Annotated in this window: 20 protein-coding genes; 12 read left to right on the forward strand and 8 right to left on the reverse strand. The window is 69.1% G+C overall.

Annotation, left to right across the window (positions count from 1 at the left end; all coding sequences use genetic code 11):
• Positions 1-23 precede the first annotated feature (23 nt).
• From tssJ to M5E06_RS07140, 6 genes are all read left to right on the forward strand, one after another.
• Positions 24-701, forward strand: coding sequence for a type VI secretion system lipoprotein TssJ (tssJ, locus tag M5E06_RS07115; RefSeq protein ID WP_252137656.1), 678 nt, complete (start codon positions 24-26; stop codon positions 699-701).
• Positions 698-2,221, forward strand: coding sequence for a type IVB secretion system protein IcmH/DotU (gene icmH / locus M5E06_RS07120; protein ID WP_252137657.1), 1,524 nt, complete (start codon positions 698-700; stop codon positions 2,219-2,221). Before tssJ ends, icmH begins: the two co-directional genes overlap by 4 nt.
• 17 nt (positions 2,222-2,238) lie before the next feature.
• Complete coding sequence (tssM, locus tag M5E06_RS07125; protein WP_252137658.1) at positions 2,239-5,880, forward strand: type VI secretion system membrane subunit TssM; 3,642 nt, start codon at positions 2,239-2,241, stop codon at positions 5,878-5,880.
• Positions 5,862-7,868, forward strand: coding sequence for a serine/threonine-protein kinase (locus M5E06_RS07130; RefSeq protein ID WP_252137659.1), 2,007 nt, complete (start codon positions 5,862-5,864; stop codon positions 7,866-7,868). Before tssM ends, M5E06_RS07130 begins: the two co-directional genes overlap by 19 nt.
• Positions 7,869-7,894: 26 nt before the next feature.
• Positions 7,895-8,326 carry an ATP-binding protein gene (locus M5E06_RS07135; RefSeq protein WP_252137660.1) on the forward strand — a complete coding sequence of 144 codons (432 nt, stop codon included), beginning with the start codon at positions 7,895-7,897 and terminating at the stop codon, positions 8,324-8,326.
• A gap of 397 nt (positions 8,327-8,723) precedes the next feature.
• On the forward strand, positions 8,724-8,909 hold the full coding sequence (locus M5E06_RS07140; protein WP_136704195.1) for a hypothetical protein: 186 nt from the start codon (positions 8,724-8,726) through the stop codon (positions 8,907-8,909).
• A 40-nt stretch (positions 8,910-8,949) separates the two neighbouring features.
• On the opposite strand, the gene M5E06_RS07145 is transcribed toward M5E06_RS07140, so the two are convergent.
• Genes M5E06_RS07145 through M5E06_RS07155 form a run of 3 tightly spaced genes read right to left on the reverse strand, consistent with a single transcriptional unit; the run spans position 8,950 to position 13,645 of the window.
• Complete coding sequence (locus M5E06_RS07145) at positions 8,950-9,144, reverse strand: hypothetical protein (protein WP_109073039.1); 195 nt, start codon at positions 9,142-9,144, stop codon at positions 8,950-8,952.
• Positions 9,145-9,203: 59 nt separating this feature from the next.
• A complete protein-coding gene (locus tag M5E06_RS07150) occupies positions 9,204-11,102 on the reverse strand; it encodes a response regulator (RefSeq protein WP_252137661.1) in 1,899 nt (632 codons plus the stop codon).
• Positions 11,103-11,110: 8 nt separating this feature from the next.
• On the reverse strand, positions 11,111-13,645 hold the full coding sequence (locus M5E06_RS07155; protein WP_252137662.1) for a response regulator: 2,535 nt from the start codon (positions 13,643-13,645) through the stop codon (positions 11,111-11,113).
• Between the two features lie 275 nt (positions 13,646-13,920).
• On the opposite strand from M5E06_RS07155, the gene M5E06_RS07160 reads away from it, so the two are divergent.
• Positions 13,921-14,262 carry a cupin domain-containing protein gene (locus tag M5E06_RS07160; protein WP_252137663.1) on the forward strand — a complete coding sequence of 114 codons (342 nt, stop codon included), beginning with the start codon at positions 13,921-13,923 and terminating at the stop codon, positions 14,260-14,262.
• Positions 14,263-14,289: 27 nt separating this feature from the next.
• Here the strand turns inward: M5E06_RS07160 and M5E06_RS07165 are convergent, their stop codons facing one another.
• The 5 genes from M5E06_RS07165 to betB all read right to left on the reverse strand — a co-directional run bounded on the left by M5E06_RS07165 (position 14,290) and on the right by betB (position 19,899).
• Positions 14,290-14,802, reverse strand: coding sequence for a hypothetical protein (locus M5E06_RS07165; RefSeq protein WP_109074353.1), 513 nt, complete (start codon positions 14,800-14,802; stop codon positions 14,290-14,292).
• Positions 14,803-14,957: 155 nt separating this feature from the next.
• Complete coding sequence (gene ndk / locus M5E06_RS07170; protein ID WP_085089708.1) at positions 14,958-15,380, reverse strand: nucleoside-diphosphate kinase; 423 nt, start codon at positions 15,378-15,380, stop codon at positions 14,958-14,960.
• A gap of 222 nt (positions 15,381-15,602) precedes the next feature.
• A complete protein-coding gene (locus tag M5E06_RS07175) occupies positions 15,603-16,580 on the reverse strand; it encodes a choline ABC transporter substrate-binding protein (RefSeq protein WP_502801962.1) in 978 nt (325 codons plus the stop codon).
• 46 nt (positions 16,581-16,626) lie between these two features.
• Positions 16,627-18,402, reverse strand: coding sequence for a choline dehydrogenase (betA, locus tag M5E06_RS07180; RefSeq protein WP_252137664.1), 1,776 nt, complete (start codon positions 18,400-18,402; stop codon positions 16,627-16,629).
• Positions 18,403-18,429: 27 nt separating this feature from the next.
• Positions 18,430-19,899, reverse strand: coding sequence for a betaine-aldehyde dehydrogenase (gene betB, locus M5E06_RS07185; RefSeq protein WP_252137665.1), 1,470 nt, complete (start codon positions 19,897-19,899; stop codon positions 18,430-18,432).
• A gap of 270 nt (positions 19,900-20,169) precedes the next feature.
• Here betB and M5E06_RS07190 point away from each other — a divergent pair, with 270 nt between their 5' ends.
• The 5 genes from M5E06_RS07190 to M5E06_RS07210 all read left to right on the forward strand — a co-directional run bounded on the left by M5E06_RS07190 (position 20,170) and on the right by M5E06_RS07210 (position 25,356).
• Positions 20,170-22,065: an ABC-F family ATP-binding cassette domain-containing protein gene (locus tag M5E06_RS07190; protein ID WP_252137666.1), complete on the forward strand. Its 1,896-nt coding sequence runs from the start codon at positions 20,170-20,172 to the stop codon at positions 22,063-22,065.
• Positions 22,062-22,766 carry an exopolysaccharide biosynthesis protein gene (locus M5E06_RS07195; protein WP_252137667.1) on the forward strand — a complete coding sequence of 235 codons (705 nt, stop codon included), beginning with the start codon at positions 22,062-22,064 and terminating at the stop codon, positions 22,764-22,766. The genes M5E06_RS07190 and M5E06_RS07195 overlap by 4 nt, the downstream gene beginning before the upstream one ends.
• Positions 22,767-22,804: 38 nt before the next feature.
• Positions 22,805-23,395 carry a class I SAM-dependent methyltransferase gene (locus M5E06_RS07200; protein WP_252137668.1) on the forward strand — a complete coding sequence of 197 codons (591 nt, stop codon included), beginning with the start codon at positions 22,805-22,807 and terminating at the stop codon, positions 23,393-23,395.
• A gap of 75 nt (positions 23,396-23,470) precedes the next feature.
• Positions 23,471-24,265: a YdcF family protein gene (locus M5E06_RS07205; RefSeq protein ID WP_252137669.1), complete on the forward strand. Its 795-nt coding sequence runs from the start codon at positions 23,471-23,473 to the stop codon at positions 24,263-24,265.
• A 131-nt stretch (positions 24,266-24,396) separates the two neighbouring features.
• Positions 24,397-25,356: a septal ring lytic transglycosylase RlpA family protein gene (locus M5E06_RS07210; protein ID WP_252137670.1), complete on the forward strand. Its 960-nt coding sequence runs from the start codon at positions 24,397-24,399 to the stop codon at positions 25,354-25,356.
• The last annotated feature ends 53 nt before the right edge of the window (positions 25,357-25,409 follow it).

Below are 25,409 nucleotides of genomic sequence, written 5' to 3' on the forward strand. Positions count from 1 at the left end.
TGATGCAGAGGATTGCCGGCTGGATGCGGATCCGGAAGACGACATGGTCCGCTGCCGCCCTGGCCGCAGCGCTGGCGCTGGCCGCCTGCTCCTCCGCCCCGAAGCCGCCGCCGCCGACCACCATCCGGCTGACGGTGGTGGGGGCGAAGGCGCTGAACCCCGATCCCAGCGGCCGGCCGTCGCCGGTGATGCTGCGGCTCTACCAGCTCGGCCCCAGCGACGCTTTCGCCAATGCCGATTTCTTCCAGGTCATGGACCAGGACAAGGCGACGCTCGGCCCCACCCTGCTCGACCGGCAGGAGCTGGCGGTGCAGCCCGACGGCCGACAGACCGTGACGATCCAGCCCAAGCCGGACGTCAAGACGCTGGCCATTGCCGCCGCCTTCCGCGCCTATGAGGAAGCCGGCTGGCGCGCCCTGCAGCCGGTGGAACCGAACAAGGCGAACAATTTCGTCCTGACCGCCAAGGGCAGCACCATCACGCTGGTCAAGCAGGACGGCGAGGACGGTGATGCGGCCACCGCCGACGGTGAGACCGAAGGGGATAAGCCCGCTGCGGACAAGCCTGAAGACACGAAGCCCGATGCCGACAAGGCTAAGGCCGATGCGCCAAAGGCCGAGAAGGCCGAACCCGCGCCGAAACTCTCCACCGACCAGCCGCCCGTTGCCAAGCACAACCTGATCGTGAAGGGGCCGTCATGAGCGTCCGGCCGCCGCCCGACAAGAACCCGTTCGACGAACCGGACGACATCGATGCCACGGTGATGCAGCCGATGGCGTTCCAGCGCCCGTCCGCGCCGGCCGGGGGTGCCGCAGCTGCCGCTCCGGCGGCTGGGCTGGTGCCGCCCGCCTTCGGCCAGGGCGCCGCATCCTACGCCCCCTCCCCCTCGCCGGCAGCCTTCTCGCAGCCCGCCTTCGCGTCGGCCAAGCCGTCCGCTCCGGCGGCTCCGGCCCCTGCGGCCTCCGGTCTTGCTCCATTCTCTCCCGGTTTCCGGCCGCTCGACGACGCGACGCTGGCGGCGCTGACCGCGGTCAGCGACAACCCGCTGGTCACCGCCGCCGCCCCCATCCTGGCGACCGTGGTGCGGCTGCGCGACCTGCCCCAGCACCGCGACGTGGAGTCCCTGCGCGAGCGGGTGATCGCCGAGATGCAGCGGTTCGAGGCGGCGACGGTGCGCGCCGGTCTGCCCGCCGCCCAGATCCGCAGCGCCGGTTATGCGCTGTGCGCGACGGTGGACGACGTGGTTCTGGCGACCTCCTGGGGCAACCAGAGCCTGTGGGCGCACAAGAGCATGGTCTCCACCATCCAGAAGGAGACCTGGGGCGGCGAGCGCTTCTTCGACCTGCTCGACCAGATGGCCGAGGCGCCCGACCGTCACCTGATGGAGCTTGAACTTTACTACCTCTGCGTTTCGCTGGGGTTCGAGGGCAAGTACCGCGTCCTGCCGCGCGGCTATAGCGATCTGGCGAAGCTGCGCGACCGGCTGTACCGCGTCATCCGCAAGCAGCGCGGCGAGGCGGAGCGCGACCTGTCGCCCCACTGGCGCGGGCAGGCCGACGGCTTCCGTCCATTGGCGGCCACCATCCCGCTGTGGGTTCCCGCGGTGATGATCGTGGCTCTGCTGGCGGCGCTCTATGCCTGGTTCGTCTTTGCGCTGGCCGACCAGTCCGATGCCGCCTATCGCCGCTTGGCCGGGCTGATCCCGGACAAACCGGTGCAGGTCTTGCGGATCGAGGCGCCGGCCACCCTGCCCGCCCCGCCACCCAGCCGGACCGTCGCCGACCGCGTCGCCGCGGCGTTGGCCGCCGACATCAAGGCAGGGCTGGTCGAGGTCAGCGGCGGCACCGATGGTCGCGTGCTGGTCCGTACCCGCCTGAACGTCTTCGCGTCGGGCAGCGACCGCATCGAACCGCGCTATGTCGAGCTGTTCAAGCATGTTGCCGAGGCGCTGCGCTCCGAAAAGGGCCGGATCGCCGTGATCGGCAACACCGACAGCGTCGCCATCCGTTCGCTGCGCTTCCCGTCCAACCAGGAATTGTCGGAGGCGCGGGCCGACAAGGTGCAGCGGCTGATGACCGAGATTCTGGGCGCCGACGCCGCAAAGGATGGTGGAAGCCGCCTTAGCGCCGAAGGGCGCGGCGACACCGACCCGATCGCCCCCAACACGACGGCGGAGGGCCGTCAGGCCAACCGGCGCGTCGACATCGTGCTGGCGCCCTGACCGATGGCGAAACACCGATGCTGAAATCCATCCTCTCCGCCCTGACCTCCCGCTGGTTCCTGACGCTGGTCGCGGCGCTGTGCCTGGGCGCCATCGTCTGGTTCCTCGGGCCGCTGGTCGCCGTGTCCGGCGCCTTCCCGCTGGAGGATGCGACCATCCGGCTGGCGGTGGTGTTCGGCATCCTGCTGGTGTGGGCGCTGGCGATGCAATGGTCGCTGTACCGCCACCGCAGTGCCAACGACCGCATGGTGCAGGCGCTGACCAAGGCGACGCCGGCCGCCAAGGGCGATCCCGATTCCGAGGCCGTCGGCCAGGAGACCGACCTGCTGCGCGGCCGGCTGCGCGAGGCGCTGGACCAGCTGCGCAAAGCGCGCTTCGGCGGCAAATGGGGGCAGCGCTACCTCTACCAACTGCCCTGGTATCTGCTGATCGGCGCGCCGGGAGCGGGCAAGACGACGGCGCTGGCCAACTCCGGCCTGCGCTTCCCGCTGGCGGCGGAGATGGGGCGGGCGGCGCTGCGTGATGTCGGCGGCACCCGCAACTGCGACTGGTGGTTCACCGACGAGGCGGTGCTGATCGACACCGCCGGCCGCTACATCACCCAGGACAGCCAGCCCGCCATCGACGGCAAGGTGTGGAAGAACTTCATCGCCCTGCTGAAGCGCCACCGTCCGCGCCAGCCGGTCAACGGCATTCTGCTGGCCGTCAGCCTCGCCGAGCTTGCCGCCTGGAGCGAGCCGGAGCGCAAGGGCCATGCCGAACAGCTGAAGCTGCGGCTGAAGGAACTGCGCGGACAGGTCGGATCGCGCGTCCCGGTCTATGTGCTGCTGACCAAGGCCGACCTGATCGCCGGCTTCGCCGAGTTCTTCGACGACCTCAGCCGCGAGGAGCGCGAACAGGTCTGGGGCGTCACCTTCCCGCTGGACGACGGCAGGAAGGGCGACGACGCCCCGGTCTATCGCTTCGGCGAGGAGTTCGACGCGCTGACCGGGCGGATCGCCCGCCGCGTGCTGGACCGCGTCCATGGCGAATCGGACATCCAGCGCCGGTCGCTCGACACCCTGTTCCCGGCGCAGATCGCCGCGCTGAAGCCGGCCATCGCCGACCTGCTTATGGTGATCTTCGAGCCCAACCGCTACGAGGAGCGGGCACTGCTGCGCGGCGTCTATCTGACCAGCGGCACCCAGGACGGAGCGCCGGTGGACCGGCTGTCGGAGATGGTGGCGGGGTCTTTCGGGCTGGAACGGCCGGTGCTGCCGGCGGCAAGCGGCGGGCGCAGCTTTTTCCTGACGCGCACCCTGCGCGAGGTGGTGTTCGCCGAGGCCGGGCTGGTCGGCGCCGACAGCGGGCTGGAGCGGCGGCGGCGCCTGCTGCGCAGCGGGGCGATGGCGGCGATGCTGCTGGCCGGACTGGCGGTCGCCGCCTTCTGGGCCAACAGCTTCACCGGCAACGCCGCGCTGGTCGCCGGGGTCGATGCCGCCGCCGCCAAGGCGCAGGCGGAGCTGGAGCCGCTCGCAGTCGCGCCGCGGTCGCTGACCAAGGTGGACGACACCGATTTCATCACCATCGTGCCGCCGCTGAACACCTTGCGCGCCATCCCCGCCGGCTGGACCGAGCCGCCGCCGCTGGAGATGACCGGCGGCCTCTATCAGGGCGACCGGCTGGGCCGGCAGAGCGGCACGGTCTATGGCCGGGCGCTGAACGCCGTGCTGCTGCCGCGCGTCTTCCTGCGGGTCGAAGGGCAGCTGCGCCACGAGCGCGGCCGGCCCGAATATCTGTTCCAGGCGCTGAAGGTCTATCTGATGCTGGCCGGCAAGGGGCCGATGGACAAGGCGCTGGTGTCGGAATGGATGGCGCTGGACTGGATGGCGTCGCTGCCCGGCCCCGCCTATGACGGCATTCGGCGCGACCTGCGCACCCATCTGGACGCCATGCTGGCCGCGTCGTTGCCCGCCATGCCGGCAGACGAGGCGCTGGTCGAGGAGGCGCGGCAGAGCCTGACCGGCTATCCGCTGGCCGAACGCGGCTTCGCCATCCTGCGCGACCGTCCGGAGATCCAGGCGCTGGCCGACTGGCGGCTGGTCGACAATGCCGGGCCGCTGGCCGGTCGGGTGCTGATCCGCCCGTCGGGCAAGCCGCTGTCGGACGGTGTCCCCGGCCTCTACACCTATGACGGCTTCCACAAGGCGGTGCTGCCGGCGCTGCCCAAGGTCGCCAAGGCGCTGGTGGCCGAGAATTGGGTGCTGGGCCAGCCGAGCAGCGGACCGCAGGCGGTCGCCAGCGCGCAGCGGCTGGAACAGGGCATCCTCGCCGTCTATCTCGACCGCTACGCTCGCCAGTGGGACGAGATGCTGGGCGACGTGGTGATCGTGCCGCTGCGCAGCCTCAATCAGGCCGCCGACGTGCTGAACACGCTGTCCGGCCCGCAATCGCCGTTGAAGCTGTGGCTGACCGCCATGGTGCGGCAGACCACGTTGGCGCCCGGCCCGAATGACAAGCCGGCAGACGGCAAGGGGCCGGTGGCCGGCGGGCCGCTGGCCGGGGTGGCGCAGCAGGCGCAGGTGGCGGAGAAGGCGGTGGACTCCACCGGCACCAACGCCGCCTATCTGGCGCGGCTGGCCGGCTTCTCGCTGCAGCCGGAGGGTCCGCCGCCGGGCCAACCGATCAACGACCATTTCAAGGCTCTGCGCGAACTGGTGCAGGGCGAAGGCGGTGCTCCGCCGAAGCTGGACGACTCGCTGAAGCTGCTGGGCGAGCTGTACCAGCAGATCGCGCGGGCCGCCAACGCGCCCGACCAGAACGGCGCGCTGCTGGCCGGACTGGCCGGCAGTGGCGACAAGGGTGCGGTGGCGGCGCAGCTGCGCACTCTCGCCCGTGACCTGCCCGACCCGGTCGGCGGCATGGTCGCCACCGTGGCGCAGAGCGCGGCGACGGTCAGCGCCGGCGGCGCGCGGGCGCAGATCAACAAGGCGTGGCAGTCCACCGTCCTGCCCTTCTGCCGGGCGGCTCTCGACAACCGCTTCCCCATGGTGCCGAACAGCCCGGTCGACGTGACCTCGGCCGATTTCGCCAAGCTGTTCGCACCGGGCGGCATGATCGACCAGTTCTTCAACACCAACCTGCGTCCCTTCGTCGACATGACGGTCAGCCCCTGGGCCTGGCAAAAGGTGGATCAGGTCGATCTGGGCGTTCCGCCCGCCGTGCTGGACCAGTTCGAGCGGGCGGCGCGCATCCGCGACAGCCTGTTCCCGGCCGGGGCAACCGCCGCCAAGGTGGTGTTCGAGATCACGCCGGTGGAGCTGGACGCCAAGGCGACCCAGGTGGCGATGGACATCGACGGCCAGACGCTGATCTACCAGCACGGTCCGCCGCGCCCGCAAGTGATGAAATGGCCGGGGGCGGAGGGCACCAGCAGCGTGCGCCTCGGCTTCGGCCCGCCGCTGCCGGGCGAACCGGCCGGCATCTCGCGCCAGGGTCCCTGGGCCTTGTTCCATTTCCTCGCCGACGGCAAGCTGGAGTCCACGCCGCAGCCCGACCGCTTCACCTTCTCGGTGACGGTGGGCACCCGCAAGGCGGTCTTCGCCCTGCGGGCCGACAGCGTGAACAACCCCTTCGGCAAGAACCTGCTGGAGAGTTTCCGATGCCCGACGGCGCTGTAGGCGGCGTGCTTCCCGGCCCCATCGGCCCCTATCGGGTCGAGGGGGTGCTGGGCCAGGGTGCGATGAGCGTGGTCTATCGCGCCACCGACGGGCGGTCCGGACAGCCGGTCGCGCTGAAACTTCTGCGTGCCGAGTTGCTGGCGGCGGCGGAACGCAACGCCGTGCTCGCCCGCTTCGGGCGGGAGGCGCAGATCGGGCTGAAGCTGGACCACCCCAACATCGTTCGGGTCCATGATTACGGCACCTTGGACGCCGCTCAGGGCGACGCGCCCTACCTCGCCATGGAGCTGATCCAGGGCAAGGAGCTGAAGCAGTATCTGGAGGCCGACACGCCGCTGTCGGTGCAGCAGGGCGGCGCGCTGATGGCGGCGGTGCTGGACGCGCTGGCTTTCGCGCATGCCCGCAACGTCATCCACCGCGACATCAAGCCGGCCAACATCGTGGTGCAGGACGACCTGACGCCGAAGCTGGCCGATTTCGGCATCGCGCAAATCTCCTCCTCCGACCTGACCCAGGCCGGCGACCTGCTGGGCACCCCCGCCTACATGGCGCCGGAGGTTCTACGCGGGGAGAAGGCCGACCCGCGCAGCGACCTGTTCTCCGCCGGGGTGGTGCTCTATTACCTGCTGGCGCAGCGGCGGCCCTTCTCCGGCTCCGTCGCCACCGTGATGCAGCAGATCCTGTTCGTCGAGCCGCCGCCGCCGTCGCACGGCAATCCGGAACTGCCGCCGCCCTTCGACACGGTGATCCTGAAGGCGCTGGCCAAGGCGCCGGCCGATCGCTACGCCAGCGCCGCGGAGTTCGCCGAGGCGTTGCGCCACGCGCTGGCGGTTGCCGGCACCATGCGGGTGGCTGTGCCCACCGCCGAACAGACCCTGTTCAATGCCGAGGTTCCGACCGTCGCCCCCTTGCGCGACCGCGATGCGCTGGCGGCCGCCCTGGAAGCGGCCCTGCGCGCCATCCCCGGCCAGCCGCTGGACGCCCGCAAGCTGACCGAGTTGCTGGACATGCTGGCCGATTGGCAGGCGGGCGGCGGCGGCGACGCCCAGCGCTGGCAGACGGTGCTGCTCGGCGCCGGGATCGAGCCGCTAACGGAATTGATCGTCGCCTCCACCCCGGCGCCGCGCGCCGCGCCGGCCAACCAGCGGCGCGACTGGATGCCGATGGTCCGGCTGTTCGCGGCAATGACCTGCGCGCTGGCCGGCACGCCTTCTGCGGATCGGGCGAAGATGTCGGCGGCCCGCATCGCCTTCGACCTGTCGGGCCGCTTCTTCCTCTATTCCGGCGAACTCAACCGCGTGCTGATGGACGGCGACAACCCGGACATCCAGATGCTGTCGCTCGACTTCCTGCGGCTGGAGATCCTGCAGCACGCGCTGGAGGAACTGGGCGCCGAGGCCGAGCTGGCGCAGAGCCGCAGCGCCATGCTGATGTTCGCCGTGCAGGTCATCCGCAAGGTGACACAGATCCTGCGCGCCTGCACCGACGGCAACGACGGGCTGGCCCGCTTCGGCGTCGCCATCATCCTCGCCAACATCGAGGAGTTGATCGTCATGGCGCAGCGCCTGTTCGAGACCGGCGGCCAAGCCACCGGCGGTCTGCCCCAGGACGCGGTGGCGGAGTTCATTGCCGCCGCCGGCCGCTTCGCCAGCCTGTCGGTGGAGGAGCTGCGCGGCGAGGTCGCGACTGGAGCCGGCACGGCGGAGAGCTTCGCCGCCCGGCTGCGCGGCGTCGGCCAACTCTATCTGTTCGCCACCCGGCTGACGGCGCCCGATTGCGCGGCGCTGATGCACAGCCTGTCGACCATGCTGTATGGCCTGGTCGCCGGGCTGACCGCCGATCTGGGCAATGCGCCGGTCGGCGACACCGGCGCCCGCAGCCGTCTGGTGGCGCTGGCGGAGATGGCGAGCGGGCTCGGCTGGAGCGAGGTGGAGCGGATCGCCCTGACGGCCCTGCGCCGCTGGGCAGTGGCCGGCGTGGCGGCATAACGGGCGGAATGGAGGCAGAGGAGCGGATGGACGATACCCTGACGAACCGCCTGGAGATGGTGCTGCGCAACGACCTGTCCGAATTGGAACGGCTGGCCGCCGCGGTGGACGAGTTCATCGAGCGCAACGACCTGCCCCCCGCCCTCGCCTTCAAGTTCAACCTCTGCTTCGACGAACTCATCACCAACACCGTATCCTACGGCTATGGCGATGCCGGCCCGCACGAGATTCTGGTGCGGATGGAAGCGGACGGCACCGAGCTGAGGGCGGAGGTGGAGGACGACGCCGACGCCTTCGACCCCTTCGCCGAAGCCCCACCCCCCGACCTGACCAGCGACGTCGGCGACCGCCGCGTCGGCGGCCTTGGCGTGTTCCTGGTCCAGAAGACGATGGACCACGCCAGCTACCGGCGCGAGGGCGACCGGAACCTGATCCTGCTGTCAAAGAGCATCGGCTGAGGGCCGCGGGGCTGAAGGCTTGCGGAAAGACGCAACCGGAAGCGGCAGCGCACTCTGCAAAACTCACTTCAAAAAATCGTCATCCATGCCTTGTCGACTTTACGGTTCGATCCAAAAGCCGATGGTCCGGACAAGTCCCCATCATCGATAAGGTCATATTGATGGGCTTGCGGACTTCTCGCGGTTTTCATCGAATGTCGGCAAATTGCCTTCCATGACAATCCAGCAAAGCAGAGCGTTTCGCTCTGCAACAACCCGACACATGACAAGCCGGGGAAATTCTTGCACTATTGGGGATAGCCCCAGGTTGCGGGCGGGATCGGCCATTCGGGCCTCTCGCGGCGGGCTCGGGGCAATGCCATGGAAGGCAAACGCTAACGTGTGGAGTCGACGCATCATGACCGGGTCGCAGTGCCAAGAGGCACGCCTGCGTCTTGGCTGGTCGACACGGATGCTGGCGAACAAGGCCGGCGTTCCGTGGTACGCCGTGATGAATCTCGATTACGGAACGGGCGAGGTCGACCCGGCCATCGTCGATGCCCTCGCCCGTGCTTTCAAACAGGCCGGCTTGGAGTTGCGCTGAGCCCAATGTCTCTCTCCCGCCCCGGGAGAGAGCTTCCCCTTCATTTCGTCTTTCCGGCAGTCTTTCCGGCTTTGCCCTTTTCCGCCGGGCGGTCGATATGTTTGGCCGATTCGGTATCGGGGGTGATCGGTTTGCCGGTATCCGACACCGCCTTGGCCGCGTCGAGCGGATCGGCGATGTCGCGGTCGGGTTCGTTGGACAGCACGTTGCTGCTGGCGGGTTTCTGGTCTGCCATGGCATGGCTCCTTCGATCAGGTCTCGCACACCACAACAGCCCGGCGCGACGGAAGTCCCCTAGTCGCCGATCCCCTTCTGCGCCAGCACCAGGAAGACCTTCTCCTCCAGTTGGTCGGGCGTGAAGGGCTTGGCGATGTAGCCGCTGACCTGATGGGCGAGCGCCTTCTTCACCGCCTCCAGCGTCGCCAACGCGGTGACCATCAGAAACGGCAGGTCGCTGCGGGACTCGCGGACCTGCTTCAGCAGGTCGAGACCGCTCAGACGCGGCATCATCCAATCGCAGATGATCAGGTCGTAGGTTGTACCATCGGTCTGGAAACGCTCCAGCGCCTCCTGCCCGTCGGCGGCGCTGTCGACATGGCCGATGCCGAGGTCCTGCAGGACGGAGGCGACCAGGGCGCGCGGCCCGGCCTCGTCATCCACCACCAGAACGCGCTGCGCGGCGAGGTCGATGAAGGGCACGCCCACCATCGCCAGCGATTGCCGAAGCCAGTTCGCCCGCGCCGCCCGTTCCTTCGCCCCCGGCGCGTTCAGCAGCACATGGCGGACGAAGCGCGGGCGGTGGCAGTGGCGGTAGAGCACGCGGGCCACCGCCAGCCGGCTCTTGCCGCTGCAGATCGCCCCCTCCCCCGCCAGCCGGACGATGTCGAGCACACTGTCCACCGGCGGATCGTCCTTGGCCTGGATCAGCGGGGCCAGCACGCGCTGGGTGCGCAGAAAGGCGTTCTGGATGTCGTCGAGCTGGCTGCCGAGATACTCCCGCTCCTCCTCCGGGAAGGCGCTGGACAGCACCATGCGCTGCACCTCCGCCAGCCCCTTCAGCTTCTCGTTCCGGTCCTTCCAGCAGTCGAGCAGGCGGCCGGCGAAGTCGCGGCTGTCGAAGAAGCTCTTCAGGTAATCGGTCACCGCCTTGGCCGCGGAGGGCGACAGCGGCATCTTCTGAAGCACGAACAGGATGCGCAGCTTCTGCATGAAGTTGCGGCCGCGGGTGATCTCTGGGACCGTATCCTCGTTGACCAGCAGGGCGGTGCGGCGCTGCAGTGCCGCCTCGGTGCGGGCGCCGCCGACATAGGCGCCCTCGCGGTCGCGCAGGCGGGCGGACAGGTCGCTCAGCGCCAGGATCTCGCGCTGCACCGCCTCGATGCCGAACATGTCGCCGGCGCTGGCGATGGTGAAGCAGGCGGGCTTGGCCATCTCGCGGCGGAAGGCGGCGGCCAGCGCGTCGCGCAAGCCCAACATCGGCACCCGGCGCATCAGCAGGTCGAGCCGCCGGAACACCGGCGGGGCCTCGTCCGGCATCGGCCGGTCGGCGGCGATCAGCGTCACGATCAGGTCGATCAGCGTGACGAAGGGCGCATCGCGCGCGCAGGACGCGGTGCCGGCGTCGCTCAACAGGATTTCGCCCAGCAGCCGCTCCAGCGGCGCCAGCGCGTCGGGATGCTCGGTGGTTTCCGCCAGATCGAGCAGCGATTCTGCCTTCTCGGCGAAGCTGCGGCAGGTGGCGATGTGCTGGGTGACGGCGGCGTCGAGCAGGAAGCGGCCGAGGAAGCCGCCGACCGACAGCAGTTCCGCCGCCGTGCCGGGATAGGCGTCGGGCAGGAAGTCGGGCGGCGGGTTTTCCTTCAGCCGCTCGCGCGACAGCCGGGCGATCTCGTTGACCAGCGGGGTCATCCCGCCTTTCCGGTCCATCGCCCGCTCGGCCTGGGTCAGGATGGCGACGAAGGTGGCGGTGTTGGACAGCGCCGTCTGGTGGCGCGGGTGGTGCAGCAGTTCCGTCGCGGTCAGCGCGTTCTCGTCCAGGAAGCGGCGGCAGAAGCGGCCGACGCCGTCGCGGCCGGCCGGCGTGTAGAAGTCGGCAGGCTCCCGACAGGCGGCCGGGGCCGTCCCCTCCGCCTCGTCCGGCGCCGGCTCCGCTGCCGGTCCCTTTGCCGAAGAGTCGTGACGGGACGCCTCCATCCCCGCCCTCACAAGGCCAAAAGATCGCGGAGCGCGGCCAGCAGCCGTTCCGGCGTCACCGGCTTCATCACGATCTGCCGCCCCTCCTGCGCCGTCAGCCCGGCCGCCGTCTCGCGTGAGGCATAGCCGGTCAGGAACAGGATGGGCAGAAGCTGGTTGCGGGTCTCCAGCGCGCGGGCCAGCTCCAGGCCGTTCATCCGCGGCATCGACACGTCGCTGACCACCGCGTCGAACAGGCCGCCGGCCTCGTCATAGCGGGTCAGCGCCTCCTGGCCGTCGGACGCCTCCACCACCGTGCAGCCGGCCTCCTCGAGCACGAGGCGCAGATAGCGGCGGACCGAGTCCTCGTCATCGACTAGCAGGATGACCGCCCCTTCTCCCTCGGCGACGTGCAGCGGGTCGAGCCCGGCCGGTTCGGCGGGCGTATCGACGGCCGGCAGGTAGAGGGCGAAGGTGGCGCCGTGCCCCGCCTCCCCTGCCATGTCCTCCAGCTCAACGGCACCGCCCGACTGCTGCGCCGTGCCGTAGACCATCCACAGGCCGAGCCCGGTGCCCTTCCCCGGCTCCTTGGTGGTGAAGAAGGGCTCCCAGATGCGGTCGCGGATCTCCGCCGGAATGCCGGTGCCCTGGTCGGTCACGCGGATCACCACGTAACGGCCGGGCTTCAGGCTGCGATGGCGGGCGAAGAAGGCATCGTCCGGCACCTCCATCGTCAGGGCGATGGTCAGGGTGCCGCCGTGGGGCATGGCGTCGCGCCCGTTCAGCGCGAGGTTCAGCAGCGCCTGATTCAGCGTGACCGGATTGACCAGCACATGCGCGCCTTCATCCTCCGCCAGGATCGCCACGTCGATGCCGGCGCTGAGCAGCGGCTTCAGGAAGACGCGCAGGTCGCGCACCAGCGGCGCGACGGCCACCACCTCGCGTTCGTCGGTGACGCGGCGGTGGGAGAAGTCCAGAAGCTGGCCGGTCAGCGCCGCCGCCCGCTCGGATGCCTTGGCGATCTCCTGCACGCAGGTCAGCACGCGGTCGGGATCGGCGGGGTTGCGTTCCGCCAGCCGGGCGAAGCCGCCGATGGCGGTCAGCATGTTGTTGAACTCATGGGCGATGCCGCCGGCCATCCGGCCCACCGCCTCCATCTTCTGGGCTCGCTGCAGCTCGCCCTCGACCCGGCGGCGGTCGGTGATGTCGTTCAACACCAGCAGTACCGCCGGCCCGCCGGCATAGACGGCCTGGCTGGCCGCGACCTCCAGCCGGCGGCGCTCGCCGTCGGGGCGCAGGGCGTCGCATTCCAGCCGCTGTTCCTCACCGTCGGCGGCACCGGAGAGCATCGCCGCCAGCGCGTCGCCATCCTCCAGGAAGCCGGCGAGCGGCTGGCCTTCCAGCGCCTCGGCTGCCATGCCCAGGATCGCGGCGGCGGCGCCATTGGCGAAGCGGATGGCGGCGCGATCCCAGATGACGATGCCGTAGGGCGCCAGTTCCACCAGCTGGCGGTAGCGCAGTTCGCTTTCGCGCAGGGCGCCGACGGTCCGTTCGAGGCGGGCGGTCTGGTCGGCAAGCTCCTGCTCCCGCGTCTTCAGCTCGGTGATGTCCATCAGGATCTTCACCACGCCGCCGGTGCCGGTGGCATGTTCGCTGATGCGGTACCAGCGTCCGTCGGACAGCCGGCCGTCGACCGGAGCGGAATGTTGCAGGTGGCGGGTCAGCCGCTGCTCCACCCAGGCGCCGATGTCGTCCGCGCCCTCCAAGCCGCCACGCTCAGCCGCCGCGCGCAGGATCTCGGCAAAGCTGCGGCCGGGGGTCAGCATGTCGGCGATGGTGGGATAGGCGCGGCGATACTGCTCGTTGCAGATCAGCAGCCGGCCGTCGGCGCTGAACAGGACGAAGCCTTCGGACACGCTGTCGATGGCGTCATGCACCACCGCCTGCATGAAGCGCGCCTCCACCAGCGCCAGCGTTTCGGTGGTGGCATCGACGCCACAGCCGCGATAGCCGCGGAAGCGCCCGTCGGCGCCGCGCACCGGATCGGCGCTGAGCCGGAGCACGAGGTCGCGGCCGTCCACCCCTTCGAAGCTGACCTCCAGGTCGCGGAAGGGCCGGCCGGCCTCGATGTCGGCACGGTATTCGGCCCAGGTCGCCTCGTCGGCGACCAAGGTCCCCAGGTCGAACAGCGAATCGCCGAACACGGTCCGCGGATCGCAGCCGAGCAGAGCCGTCAGCCCGCCCGACAGCGATAGATAGCGGTGGTCCGACCCGGTTTCCCAGAACCAGCCGGGGGAGACGGCGGCAAAGTCGCGGGAGCGGGCGCGCAGCCCCTCCAACTCGTCCCGCGCCTGGAGCAGGGCGGCGTCGGAGCGGGCCAGTGCCGAGGCGGCGGACCCGGCACGAACCGCGCTCCACAGCGCCAGCCCGCCGGCGACCCCCAGCGCGGCGGCGGCCGGCAGATCAATCCGGCCGGATACGGACAGAGCCAGAAGCGTGCCGATGCCGGTCAGCCCGGCCAGGGCGCCGGGAAGCGAGGCGGAAAGACGGGACGGCCCGGTCACCGGTTCAGCGGCACCCGCAGTGCGGAGCGGTCGGTCGGTGTCTGCAACGTCCACAAAGCCTCCGTCGGTCCGGAAGATCGTCCGGCAGTAACGCCGCCGAACTGTCCCGTCTTAGAAGGTCAGGCGTTAACAGCAGGTTTAGCACCCCAGCTTTGGCACGGATGCGACAGCCTGAAGCAGATCCGGCGACCGGCGGGAGATCCGGGATGCGACGGAGCCCGTATCAACGGGTTGACGTTGAAAAGCCGGTGAGCTTCGCAAGGAAGGACCCTACCATGCCCCCCGCCACTCCGCCTGGCACCCCGAAGGCCGACGTGATCACCTGGAGCAACCTGCCGGCCCAGACGGCGGACGGCGTGGAGCGGCGCAGCTTTCCCGGCACCGGTGCGTCGCTGAAGCACATCGTCATCAAGGCCGGGACCGCCGCCCCGCACCACGCACACGCGCATGAACAGTTCGTCATCGTCGTGGAAGGCCGCGCCCTGCTGACCTGCGAAGCCGGTCCGGTGGATTTGCGGCCGGGGATGGTCATCCGCTTCGACCCCGAGGCCTGGCACAGCGCCGACTTCATCGAGGACACGGTGCTGATCGAGGTGAACCTGAACCCGGCGGGGTGAAGCCGCCGGGATGCGGGAGGCGAGCGCTCAGACGTCGATGTCGATGTCGATTTCGCCGTCGTCTTCCGGGGCGCGGCCGAGCAGCAGGTCGGCGGCGTCGAGAGTCAGCGCCTCCACCTCCTCGTTGCGCTCCTCGTCGGGAAGGCGCAGCGCGTGCATCACCTGGGTCGCCAGATGGATCAGCATGGCGCGGACGCAGTCATCCTCCGGATACTCCAGCGCCACCACGTCCTTGAGGAAGGCGCCCAACTGTTCCGGCGTGTTCCACGGATGGGTGATGACGGATTCGAAGCCGCTGGTGCCGAGGAAGACGGAGTTGAGCGCGATGGCCTGGCGGTTGATGCCGTCCACCGCCTCGTCCTGGTCCAGCTTGCCCTGCAGAACCTGATTGAAGGCGTCCAGGCTGAGGTCGATGAACTGGCGGACCAGCAACCGCACCACGGATTCGTCGGACAGGTCGTTGCGGGCCTGCGGCTGGGTCAGCACCGGCAGCGGTTGCAGCAGCGCCGCGATGATCGGCTTTGCGGATTGGGATTCCATCGCGGGCAACTCCTGTCGGGATCGGCCCCGGCGTTTGCGGGGCAACATGTTCATGGCCCCCGATACTGCCAGAGCTTGACGCAAAACGCAAAAAAGGCCGCCCCCTTGTGGGAGCGGCCCTTTCGGCAAGCCTGACGAAGGTCAAGCGAGCAGGATCAGCCCACCAGCTCGATGCCGGCGAAGAAGAAGGCGATCTCCTGGGCGGCGGTCTCCGGGGCGTCCGAACCGTGGACCGAGTTGGCCTCGATCGACTCGGCGAACTCCTTGCGGATGGTGCCCTCGGCGGCGTTGGCCGGGTTGGTGGCGCCCATGATCTCGCGGTTGCGGGCGATGGCGTTCTCGCCTTCCAGGACCTGCAGGACCACCGGGCCGGAGATCATGAAGGAGACCAGATCGCCGAAGAACGGACGCTCGCGATGCACGCCGTAGAACTGCTCGGCCTGGGCCTTCGACAGCTGGACGCGCTTCTGGGCGATGATGCGCAGGCCGCCGTCTTCGAACTTGGCGTTGATCTTGCCGGTCAGGTTGCGGCGGGTGGCATCGGGCTTGATGATCGAGAGGGTCCGTTCGACGGCCATGGTGGTGACTCCTGCGGGAATGGGGCTTTTCGCCGATTTAAAAACACGCAGGCGCCGCCGGAAGACCGGGGCGCCGGATGGGCCGCTTTATAGAGGCGCTTTCGCGGCGCGGCAAGGCGTTCGTTGCGGGGCGGGCGTCGCCTGCCTCCCGAAAAAAGACGGCCGCGACGGCATCCCGTCGCGGCCGGAGTCGAGGAGGCAATGCGGAACCGCGGCGTCAGGTCAGGATTTCAGCGCACCCAGCTTGGCCTGCGCGGCAGCCAGACCGTCCTTTCCGTCCAGCGTGGTGACGCCGGACAGCCAAGTCTTCAGGATGGCGGGGTTCTTCTTCAGCCAATCGGCGGCCACCGCTTCCGGCTTGCGGCCGCCGTTCATGATGCCGTCCATCACCGAATTCTCCATGTCCAGGGTGAAGACCAGATTGGACAGGAACTTGCCGACATTCGGGCATTCGGCGGCATAGCCCTTGCGCACGTTGGTGCTGACGGTGGCGCCGCCGAAATTCGGGCCGAACCAGTCGTCGCCGTCGGCCAGATAGGTGATGTCCATCGTCTTGTTCATCGGATGCGGCGCCCAGCCCAGGAAGACGATCCACTTCTTGGACCGGACCGCCCGCTTCACCTCGGCCAGCATGCCCGCCTCGCTGGATTCCACCATCTTGAAGTCCTTCAGCCCGAAGGCGTCGGCCTTCAGCATCTTGTCGATGACGAGGTTGCCGTCGTTGCCGGCCTCGATGCCGTAGATCTTGCCGTCCAGCTTGTCCTTGTACTTCGCCAGATCCTTGAAGCTCTTCAGCCCAGCCTCGGCGGCATAGGTCGGCACGGCCAGCGTGTATTTGGCGCCTTCCAGGTTGACGCGCGTCACCTCGACAGAGCCGTCCTCCAGCACCGGCTTGATGAAGGTCTCCATGGTAGGCATCCAGTTGCCCAGGAACACGTCCAGCGACTTGGTCTTCAGCCCCAGATAGACGACCGGCACCGACGAGATGCTGGTGGTCGGCTTGTAGCCCAGCGCCTCCAGCGTGACCGACGCCAGCGCCGTCGTCGCCGCGATGTCGGTCCAGCCGACGTCGCCGAAACGCACCGACTGGCAGGAGGCCGGATCGGCGGCGAGCGCCGGCCCCGCCGGCATGGCGGCGGTCCCGGCCACCAGCATCAGGCCGACGGCGAGACTGGAAATCCTACCGAATGTCTTGCCCATATCCCTGTTCTCCTTGCTTGTGGTTGTTGTTGTCGGCGTACGGGTCTTACGCCCGCAGTCGTTGGTCCCTACGGCCCTCCTTCTCGATGACGGCGGCCTCGGCGACGTAATAGGGCACGTCGGCGCGCGGCAGCGGCGGACGGCCGCGCACCGCGTCGGCCAGCTTCTCCGCCATCATGATGGTTGGCGCATTCAGGTTGCCGGTGACGATGCGCGGCATGATCGAGGCGTCGATGACGCGCAGGCCCTCCAGCCCATGCACCCGGCCCTGGCCGTCCACCACCGCGCCGTCGTCGGTCCCCATTCGGCAGGTGCCGCAGGGGTGATAGGCCGTCTCGGCGTGATGGCGGACGAAGGCGTCGAGGTCGGCGTCGGTGACGCAATGGGCGCCGGGGCTGATCTCCTCCCCGCGGTAGGGAGCCAGGGCGCGCTGGCGCATGATGTCGCGGGTGATGCGGATGCCGGCGCGGAACTCCCGCCAGTCCTGCGGATCGGCCATGTAGTTGAACAGGATGCTCGGCGCCTGCCCCGGATCGCGCGACCGGGCATGGACCCGCCCCTTGCTGGGCGAGCGCATGGAGCCGACATGGGCCTGGAAGCCGTGCGCCTCCACCGCGTTGGTGCCGTTGTAGCTGATGGCGACGGGGAGGAAATGATACTGGATGTTGGGCCAGGGCACGTCGTCGCCGGTACGGATGAAGCCGCCGGCCTCGAACTGGTTGCTGGCGCCGATACCGGTGCCCAGGAACAGCCATTCGGCGCCGATGGCCGGCTGGTTCCACCATTTCAGCGCCGGATAGAGCGACACCGGCTGGCGGCATTCATACTGGATGTACATCTCCAGATGGTCCTGGAGATCGCCGCCGACCCCCGGCAGGTCGATCACCGCCGGCACGCCCAGCTCGCGCAGCAGCGGCGAGTGCCCCACGCCTGAGCGTTGCAGGATCGCCGGGGAGGCGATGGCGCCGGCGCACAACAGCACCTCCCGCCGCGCCCGCGCCGTCACCGGCGTGCCGTTGCGCAGATAGGCGACGCCGACGGCGCGGCGTCCGTCGAACAGGATGCGGTCGGTCATCGCATGGGTGACGATGGTCAGCCCCGGCCGCCCCCGAGCTAGGTCGAGATGGCCGCGGGCCGTGCTGCAGCGCCGCCCCTGCGCGGTCACAGTACGGTCCATCGGACCGAAGCCCTCCTGGCGGTAGCCGTTCAGGTCGTCGGTGCGGCCATAGCCGGCCTGCACCCCGGCCTCCACCATCGCCTCGTAAAGCGGGTTGACACCCGGCTTGGCGGTGGTGACGAAGAGCGGGCCGTCACCGCCGTGATAGGCGTTGGGACCGACGTCGCGCGTCTCCGCCTTGCGGAAATAGGGCAGGCAGTCGAGATAGCTCCAGTCCTCCAGACCCGGCAGCTCGGCCCAGCCGTCATAATCCAGCGCGTTGCCGCGGATGTAGCACATGCCGTTGATCAGCGACGACCCGCCCAGCCCCTTGCCGCGCCCGCACTCCATCCGGCGGTTGTCCATGTGAGGTTCGGGTTCGGTCACATAGGCCCAGTTGTAGCGGCGGCCCTGCAGCGGGAAGGCCAGCGCCGCCGGCATCTGGGTGCGGTAGTCCAGCCGGTGGTCGGGTCCGCCCGCCTCCAGCAGCAGGACGCTGACTCCGGCATCCTCCGTCAGGCGGCAGGCGAGGACGTTTCCGGCCGAACCGGCGCCGACGATGATGTAGTCATATTCGCGCACCGCCGGGGCGAAGGAGGATGTGGCGGCGGGCACGGCAGTGCCGTTCTCCGGCGCAGCGGCCCCGGAGGTCGGTGAATTCGACATCGAACACCCCTTCTTTGAAGAGCGGGCTCAGAACACCGAGGAGTAGGCTCCCAACTCGACCTGGACCGACTTCAGGCGGGTGTAGTGGTCCAGCGTCTCGACCCCGTTCTCGCGGCCGATGCCCGACTGCTTGTAGCCGCCGACCGGCATCTCCGGCGGCGATTCACCCCAGCCGTTGATCCAGCAGATGCCGGCCTCCAGCCGGTGGATCACCCGGTGGGCACGGGCCAGATCGCTGGTGACCAGCCCGGCGGCAAGGCCGTAGCTGGTGGCGTTGGCCCGCGTGATGACCTCCTCCTCGCCATCGAAGGTCAGGATCGACAGGACCGGGCCGAAAATCTCCTCGCGCACGGTGGTCATGCCGTCGTGGCAGTCGGTGAAAACGGTGGGCGCCACATAGGCGCCGCGCGCAAAGGCAGGCCCCTCCGGAACGCCGCCGCCGGCCAGCAGCCGCGCCCCCTCCGCCTTGCCGGCCTCGATGTAGCGCAGCACCTTGTCGCGGTGGGGGAAGCTGGCGAGCGGGCCGAAATTGGTGTCGGGGTCCAGCGGATCGCCCATGCGGATGCGGCGGACGCGGGCCAGCAGCCGCTCCTCGAACGCAGCCGCGATGCTGCGGTGGACGAACACGCGGGTGCCGTTGGTGCAGACCTGACCGGAGCTGTAGAAGTTCGCCATCATGGCAATGTCGGCGGCGCGGTCGAGGTCGGCGTCGGCGAAGACGATCAGCGGCGATTTCCCGCCAAGCTCCATCGTCACTTCCTTCAGGGTCGATCCGCCCGCCGTCGCCATCACCCGCTTGCCGGTCTCCACCCCGCCGGTGAAGGACAGCTTCTCGATGCCGGGATGGGTGGCCAGCATGGCGCCGGCCCGGCCGTCGCCCTGCAGGACGTTGAACACGCCGTCGGGCAGCCCAGCCTCGCTGTAGATCGCCGCCAGATGCAGGGCGGTCAGCGGCGTCACCTCGCTCGGCTTGAAGATCATGGCGTTGCCGGCGGCCAGCGCAGGCGCCGATTTCCACAGCGCGATCTGGATCGGATAGTTCCAGGCGCCGATCCCGGCCACCACCCCCAGCGGTTCACGCCGCGTATAGACGAAGGAGGTCGGGCGCAGTGGGATCTGCCGCCCTTCCAGCGCAGGCGCGAGGCCGGCGTAATATTCCAGCACGTCGGCGCCGGTGACGATGTCGACCGCCCGCGTCTCGCTCAGCGGCTTGCCGGTGTCGAGCGTTTCGATTTCCGCCAGCGCGTCGTTGCGTTCGCGCAGCAGGGATACCGCCCGGCGCAGCACCCGCGCCCGCTCCATCGCGGTCATCGCCGCCCACACCGCCTGCCCGGCCCGCGCGCTGTCCACCGCGCGATCCAGATCGGCGGGCGTCGCCTGCGCCACCTCGGCCAGAGTTTCCCCGGTCGCCGGATTGACGGTGGCGAAACGCTCCTCACCCTCGCCTTCAACAGGACGGCCGTGGATGTAATGGGCCTGCCGTCCGAATCGCATCATGTCCCGTCTCCCTGATTCCGGGTCCCAGAGGTGCATTGGATCGCAGCACGATCATTCCACAAGGAGAGACTGATTTTTATTGATTGGACGTTCAATCAAAAAAGACCGGGTGGCGGTTTCGTTCTCCGAATTAGTCGTGTTCAAACAAACCGGAGGGTCCGCAACCGGCCGCTGGCCCGGCATTCGGGCCGTCCCGCGCGGGACAAAGCCGTGCCATTCGCCGGCCCCCGCTTCAAATCCGCGGCCCCTCGTGCTACATCCTCGCGCGCTATGCTGCACATCAATGACCTGACCTTCCGCTTCGGCGGCCGAGTGTTGTTCGACCATGCGACGGCGGTGGTGTCCAAAGGGCACCGCGTGGCGCTGGTCGGGCGCAACGGCACCGGGAAATCGACCCTGCTGAAGCTGATCTCGGGCCAGCTGCAGACGGATGCCGGCGCCGTCACCCTGCCGGCCGGCATGCGGATGGGCATGGTGGCGCAGGAGGCCCCCAGCGGCCCGACCTTGCTGATCGACGCCGTGCTGGCAGCCGACACCGAACGCACCGCCCTGCTGGCGGAGGCGGAGACGGCGACCGATCCGATGCGCATCGGCGAAATCCACGCAAGGCTCGCCGACATCGAGGCGCATTCCGCCCCATCGCGCGCCGCGCAGGTGCTATCCGGCCTGGGCTTCGACGCCGAGGCGCAACAGCGGCCCTGCTCCGACTTCTCCGGCGGCTGGCGGATGCGCGTGGCGCTGGCCGGCGTGCTGTTCTCCCGCCCCGACCTGCTGCTGCTGGACGAGCCGACCAACCACCTCGACCTCGAAGCGACCATCTGGCTCGAGGGCTATCTGAAGAACTACCCGCACACCATCCTGCTGGTCAGCCACGACCGCGAGCTGCTGAACGCGGTGCCCACCACGACGATCCACATCGACCAGGGCAAGCTCGTCACCTACAGCGGCAATTACGACCAGTTCCTGACACAGCGCCGCGCCAACCAGGAGCGCATCGCCTCCATGGCCGCCAAGCAGGAGGCGCGGCGCAAGCACATGATGTCCTATGTCGACCGCTTCCGCTTCAAGGCCAGCAAGGCCCGTCAGGCGCAGAGCCGCCTGAAGCTGCTGGAGAAGATGGAGTCGATCACGCTGATGGAGGACGATCCCGAGGTCGTCTTCAACTTCCCCCCGCCCGACGAGCTGGCGCCGCCGCTGATCGCGCTGGAGGGGGTGAGCATCGGCTATGGCGACAAGGTGATCCTGCGGCGGGTCAACCTGCGCATCGACATGGAGGACCGCATCGGCCTCTTGGGCGCCAACGGTAACGGCAAGTCGACGCTGGTCAAGCTGCTGGCCAACCGGCTGCAACCGATGGCCGGCGAGATGCGGCGGTCGTCCAAGCTGCGCATCGGCTATTTCGCCCAGCACCAGGCCGAGGAGCTGGACCTGTCGCTGACGCCGATCCAGCAGACCCAGCGCATCATGCCGCTGGCGCTGGAGGAGAAAGTCCGCGCCCATCTGGGCCGCTTCGGCTTCCCCCAGGCGAAGGCGGAGACCAAGATCGCCAACCTGTCGGGCGGCGAGAAGGCCCGGCTGCTGCTGGCGTTGATGAGCAGGGAAGTCCCGCACATCCTGATGCTGGACGAACCGACCAATCATCTGGACATCGACAGCCGCGAAGCGCTGATCGAGGCGATCAACGATTTCCCCGGCGCCGTCATCATCATCAGCCACGACCCCCACCTGATCGAAATGACGGTGGACCGCCTGCTGCTGGTCGCCGACGGCACGGTGCAGGCCTATGACGGCGACCTCGACGACTACCGCCGCTACCTGCTCGACCGCGCCAAGGCGGAGCGGGCTGTTGCCAAGGGTGGCGCGGAGCGTGACGCCGGACCGAACAAGAAGGACCAGCGCCGCGCCGCCGCCGAGGCGCGCACGGCGCTCGCCCCCTTGAAGCGCAAGGCCACCGACGCCGAGGCGCTGGTGACCAAGCTGAGCGAGGAGAAGCGCAAGATCGAAGCGAAGATGGCCGACCCCGCGCTTTACAGCGGCCCGTCGGACAAGCTGACCAAGCTGCAGATCGACCTGGGCACGGTGGAGAAGAAGCTGGCGACCGCGGAAGAAACCTGGCTGGAGGCGCTCGAACTTTACGAGAGCGCCGCGGCGGAGGCTGGCGTTTGAACGCCGATCACCACATCGACCACCCGCTCGCCGATGAGGTCGGCGGGCCGCAGCGCGACGGCGCCATCGCCCTGCCCGCCCTGTGCGGAACGGTGGAGGAGGAGCGCACGTCGGACGTGCTGGCCCGCTTCCGCGCCAACCTGCCCCAGGGGCGGGTTACGCTGGGCGATCTGATCCGGGCACTGGGCGACCGTTCGCTCGGCACCATCCTGCTGGCGCTGTCGCTGCCCACCATCGCGCCGGTGCCGCTGGGCGTGTCCTGCCTGTTCGACCTGCCCATCGTGCTCTACACGGCGCAGTTGGCTTTCGGCCGGCGCGGAGCGGGGCTGCCGGACTGGCTGCTGCGGCGGTCAATCGGCACCAGGCTGGCGGCGCGCACGCTGGACGCCGCCATGCCGCGTCTGACCGGGATCGAGCGGATGCTGAAGCCGCGGCTCCACCGGCTCGCCCGCATCGATCAGGAGCGCTGGTTCGGGCTTCTGCTGTTCATCCTGACGCTGACCTGCATCGTGCCGCTGCCGCTGACCGGCTGGCTGCCGGGCTTCGCGCTGGTGCTGATCTCGCTGGGGCTGATCGAGCGCGACGGCGGCGCCATCGGCATCGGGCTGGGGCTGACCGTGGCGGCGCTGGTGTTTTTGACGCTGGTGGCGAGCGGGCTGTCATACGCAGGTCACCAACTTCTGGCAGCAACTCCGCTGTAGGGCGGCCGCCGGGCTGTCCCGAACCAGGGAGGCCTTGCATGACCGAGAAGATCGAGACGGCACCCGCGTCGCTTTCCGAATCCTGGCTGTTCTTCCGCCGCTGGCTGGCCGATCCCTGGGCGATGGGGTCGGTCGCCCCGTCCTCCACCGCCCTGCGACGGCGGATCACACGCGAGATCCGCTGCGAGCCGGGCGAAGCGGTGGTGGAGTTCGGCGGCGGCACCGGCCCGATCACCGCCGCGATCCTGGAGTCCGGCATCCCCGCCGACCGGCTCTACAGTTTCGAGATCGACCGCGACCTCGCTAGCCATCTGCGCGCCCGCTGCCCCGCCGTCACCGTCATCGCCGACGACTGCCGCAAGGCGCCGGAGCTGCTGGGCGAGGCGCTGTGCGGCAAGGTCGGCACGGTGGTGATCGGCATCCCGATGATCACCTTCCCGCTGGAGTTCCAGCGCGAGGTGCTGGACGCCACCTTCCGCATCCTGCGGCCGGGCGGGCGCTTCCTGCTCTACAGCTTCATGCCGCATTCGCCGCTGAACCGCGGGGCGCTGGGGCTGAAGGGGGAGCGGCTGGGGTTTACGCTGCGGAACCTGCCGCCGGCATCGGTGTGGGGGTATTGGCGGGGATAGCGGTGGCCGGTTGCTCCATCCCAACCGCCCCGCTTATGCTCCGCCCCCTCCCCCTTCACCATTGTGAGCGTGCCGGTGCTGTCCTTCATCCTGTCGAAGCTGCTGTGGGGCGTCTTCGCGCCCGGCAATGCGCTGGTGCTGGCGGTGACGCTGGGGGTGGTGCTGATGCGGACGCGGCACTGGCAGCGCGCGGGGCGGCGGTTGGTGACGCTGGCGGCGGTGCTGCTTCTGCTGGTCATGTATACGGGGGTGGGCGCATTGGTCGCCCTGCCGCTGGAGAACCGCTTCCCGCGGGTGGAGCCGGAGGGGCGGATCGACGGCATCGTCATGCTGGGTGGCGCGGTCAACCCGCCGATCACCGCCGACCGCGGCGACCCCTCCGTCAATGAGGCGGCCGAGCGCATCCTGGGCTTCGCCGACCTCGTCCGCCGCCATCCGGAGGCCAAGGCGGTCTTCACCGGAGGGTCCGGCCGGCTGCTGGGCCAGGAGTACAAGGAGGACGTCACCGCCCGCGCCGCCTTGGCTCAGGCCGGCATTCCCGCCGACCGCGTGATCTACGAGGCGGACTCCCGCAATACCTGGGAAAACGCGGTCTTCAGCAAGGAGATGGTCAAGCCGGCACCGGGGGAGCGCTGGGTCCTTGTCACGTCGGCCATGCACATGCCGCGGTCGGTCGGCATCTTCCGGCAGATCGGGTGGGAGGTGATTCCCTACCCCGTCGATTACCGCACCCGCCACGACGCCAAGCCCTATTTGCGGTTCGAGTTCGGACAGAATCTGGTGATCCTCGACGACGCGGTGCGGGAATGGATCGGGCTGACCGCCTATTGGCTGATGGGCCGCACCGAAAGCCTGTTCCCCGGCCCCTGAGGGTCCTGCCCGCGTGCGGGCTGTGTCATCGTGTTTCTGCCGCGTTCGAGGCATTGGCGCGGCGATGCCACTCCGCTAGAGTGCCGCCGCTCCGGTGGTGGGGCCGGGTCGGGAAAGAAGGAAATTGGCGGATGCGTCGCTGGCGCGGGGTGAGCAGGGTCTTCGTGCTGGTCGGCGTGGCAGCGCTCGCCGCCTGTGCGCAGAAGCCCGCCGGCACCGGCTCGGGCCTTCCGACCAGCGGCGTCTACAAGGTGGGCAAGCCCTATCAGATCAACGGCGTCTGGTACTATCCCAAGGAAGATTACAGCTACGACGAGACCGGTATCGCCTCGTGGTACGGCCCCGGCTTCCATGAGAAGAATACCGCCAACGGCGAGATCTACGACCAGAACGAGCTGACCGCCGCACACAAGACGCTGCCGATGCCCAGTCTGGTGCGGGTGACCAATCTGGACAACGGCCGGGCCATCGTGGTGCGCGTCAACGACCGCGGACCCTACGCCAACGGCCGCATCATCGACATGTCGCGGCGCGGCGCCCAGCTGCTTGGCTTCGACGGCCCCGGCACCGCCAAGGTGCGCGTGCAGATCCTGGCGGAGGAAAGCCGCGCCATCGCCGCCGCCGCGCGCCAGGGCACGCCCGCCCCGATGCTGGCCGAACTCGACGGCCCGCCGCCGAAGGCCGCCCCGCGCGGCCGGATTGAGGTGACGGGGCCGGCCGGACCGGTGACGACGCTGGCGGCCGCCCGCCCGGCGGTGGTCGGCGCTCCAATTCCCCCGCCGACGACCGTCGCCGGCAGCATGTCGGAAGGACGCTTCGTGCCGGCCCCGGTGGTGTCGCAATTGCCGGTTAGGGCGCACGAGGCCATCTATGTGCAGGTCGGCGCCTTCGGCAGCGAGGAGAATGTGGCGAAGGCTCGTGCCCGGCTGTCCGCCATCGGCCAGCGCGCCAGCGTCAGCCAGACGCGGTCGGCCGGCATGACCCTGCACCGCGTCCGCGTCGGCCCGCTGGACAATGTGGACCGTGCCGACAGCCTGCTGAACCAGATCATCCAGGCCGGCCTTACGGAGGCCAAAATCGTGGTGGATTGATCCGTCCACCCGACTTCCATCCCGGCTGCTCTTCACGAGCGCCAATGACCCAA

Origin of the sequence: Azospirillum sp. A1-3, assembly GCF_023806445.1 — a bacterium.
In the GTDB taxonomy this organism is placed as follows: domain Bacteria; phylum Pseudomonadota; class Alphaproteobacteria; order Azospirillales; family Azospirillaceae; genus Azospirillum.

Coding starts and splice junctions, on each gene's coding strand:
- tssJ (WP_252137656.1), top strand. CDS start 24: ATGCGGATCCGGAAGACGACATGGTCCGCTGCCGCCCTGGCCGCAGCG.
- icmH (WP_252137657.1), top strand. CDS start 698: ATGAGCGTCCGGCCGCCGCCCGACAAGAACCCGTTCGACGAACCGGAC.
- tssM (WP_252137658.1), top strand. CDS start 2,239: ATGCTGAAATCCATCCTCTCCGCCCTGACCTCCCGCTGGTTCCTGACG.
- M5E06_RS07130 (WP_252137659.1), top strand. CDS start 5,862: ATGCCCGACGGCGCTGTAGGCGGCGTGCTTCCCGGCCCCATCGGCCCC.
- M5E06_RS07135 (WP_252137660.1), top strand. CDS start 7,895: ATGGACGATACCCTGACGAACCGCCTGGAGATGGTGCTGCGCAACGAC.
- M5E06_RS07140 (WP_136704195.1), top strand. CDS start 8,724: ATGACCGGGTCGCAGTGCCAAGAGGCACGCCTGCGTCTTGGCTGGTCG.
- M5E06_RS07145 (WP_109073039.1), bottom strand. CDS start 9,144: ATGGCAGACCAGAAACCCGCCAGCAGCAACGTGCTGTCCAACGAACCC.
- M5E06_RS07150 (WP_252137661.1), bottom strand. CDS start 11,102: ATGGAGGCGTCCCGTCACGACTCTTCGGCAAAGGGACCGGCAGCGGAG.
- M5E06_RS07160 (WP_252137663.1), top strand. CDS start 13,921: ATGCCCCCCGCCACTCCGCCTGGCACCCCGAAGGCCGACGTGATCACC.
- M5E06_RS07165 (WP_109074353.1), bottom strand. CDS start 14,802: ATGGAATCCCAATCCGCAAAGCCGATCATCGCGGCGCTGCTGCAACCG.
- ndk (WP_085089708.1), bottom strand. CDS start 15,380: ATGGCCGTCGAACGGACCCTCTCGATCATCAAGCCCGATGCCACCCGC.
- M5E06_RS07175 (WP_502801962.1), bottom strand. CDS start 16,580: ATGGGCAAGACATTCGGTAGGATTTCCAGTCTCGCCGTCGGCCTGATG.
- betA (WP_252137664.1), bottom strand. CDS start 18,402: ATGTCGAATTCACCGACCTCCGGGGCCGCTGCGCCGGAGAACGGCACT.
- betB (WP_252137665.1), bottom strand. CDS start 19,899: ATGATGCGATTCGGACGGCAGGCCCATTACATCCACGGCCGTCCTGTT.
- M5E06_RS07190 (WP_252137666.1), top strand. CDS start 20,170: ATGCTGCACATCAATGACCTGACCTTCCGCTTCGGCGGCCGAGTGTTG.
- M5E06_RS07200 (WP_252137668.1), top strand. CDS start 22,805: ATGACCGAGAAGATCGAGACGGCACCCGCGTCGCTTTCCGAATCCTGG.
- M5E06_RS07210 (WP_252137670.1), top strand. CDS start 24,397: ATGCGTCGCTGGCGCGGGGTGAGCAGGGTCTTCGTGCTGGTCGGCGTG.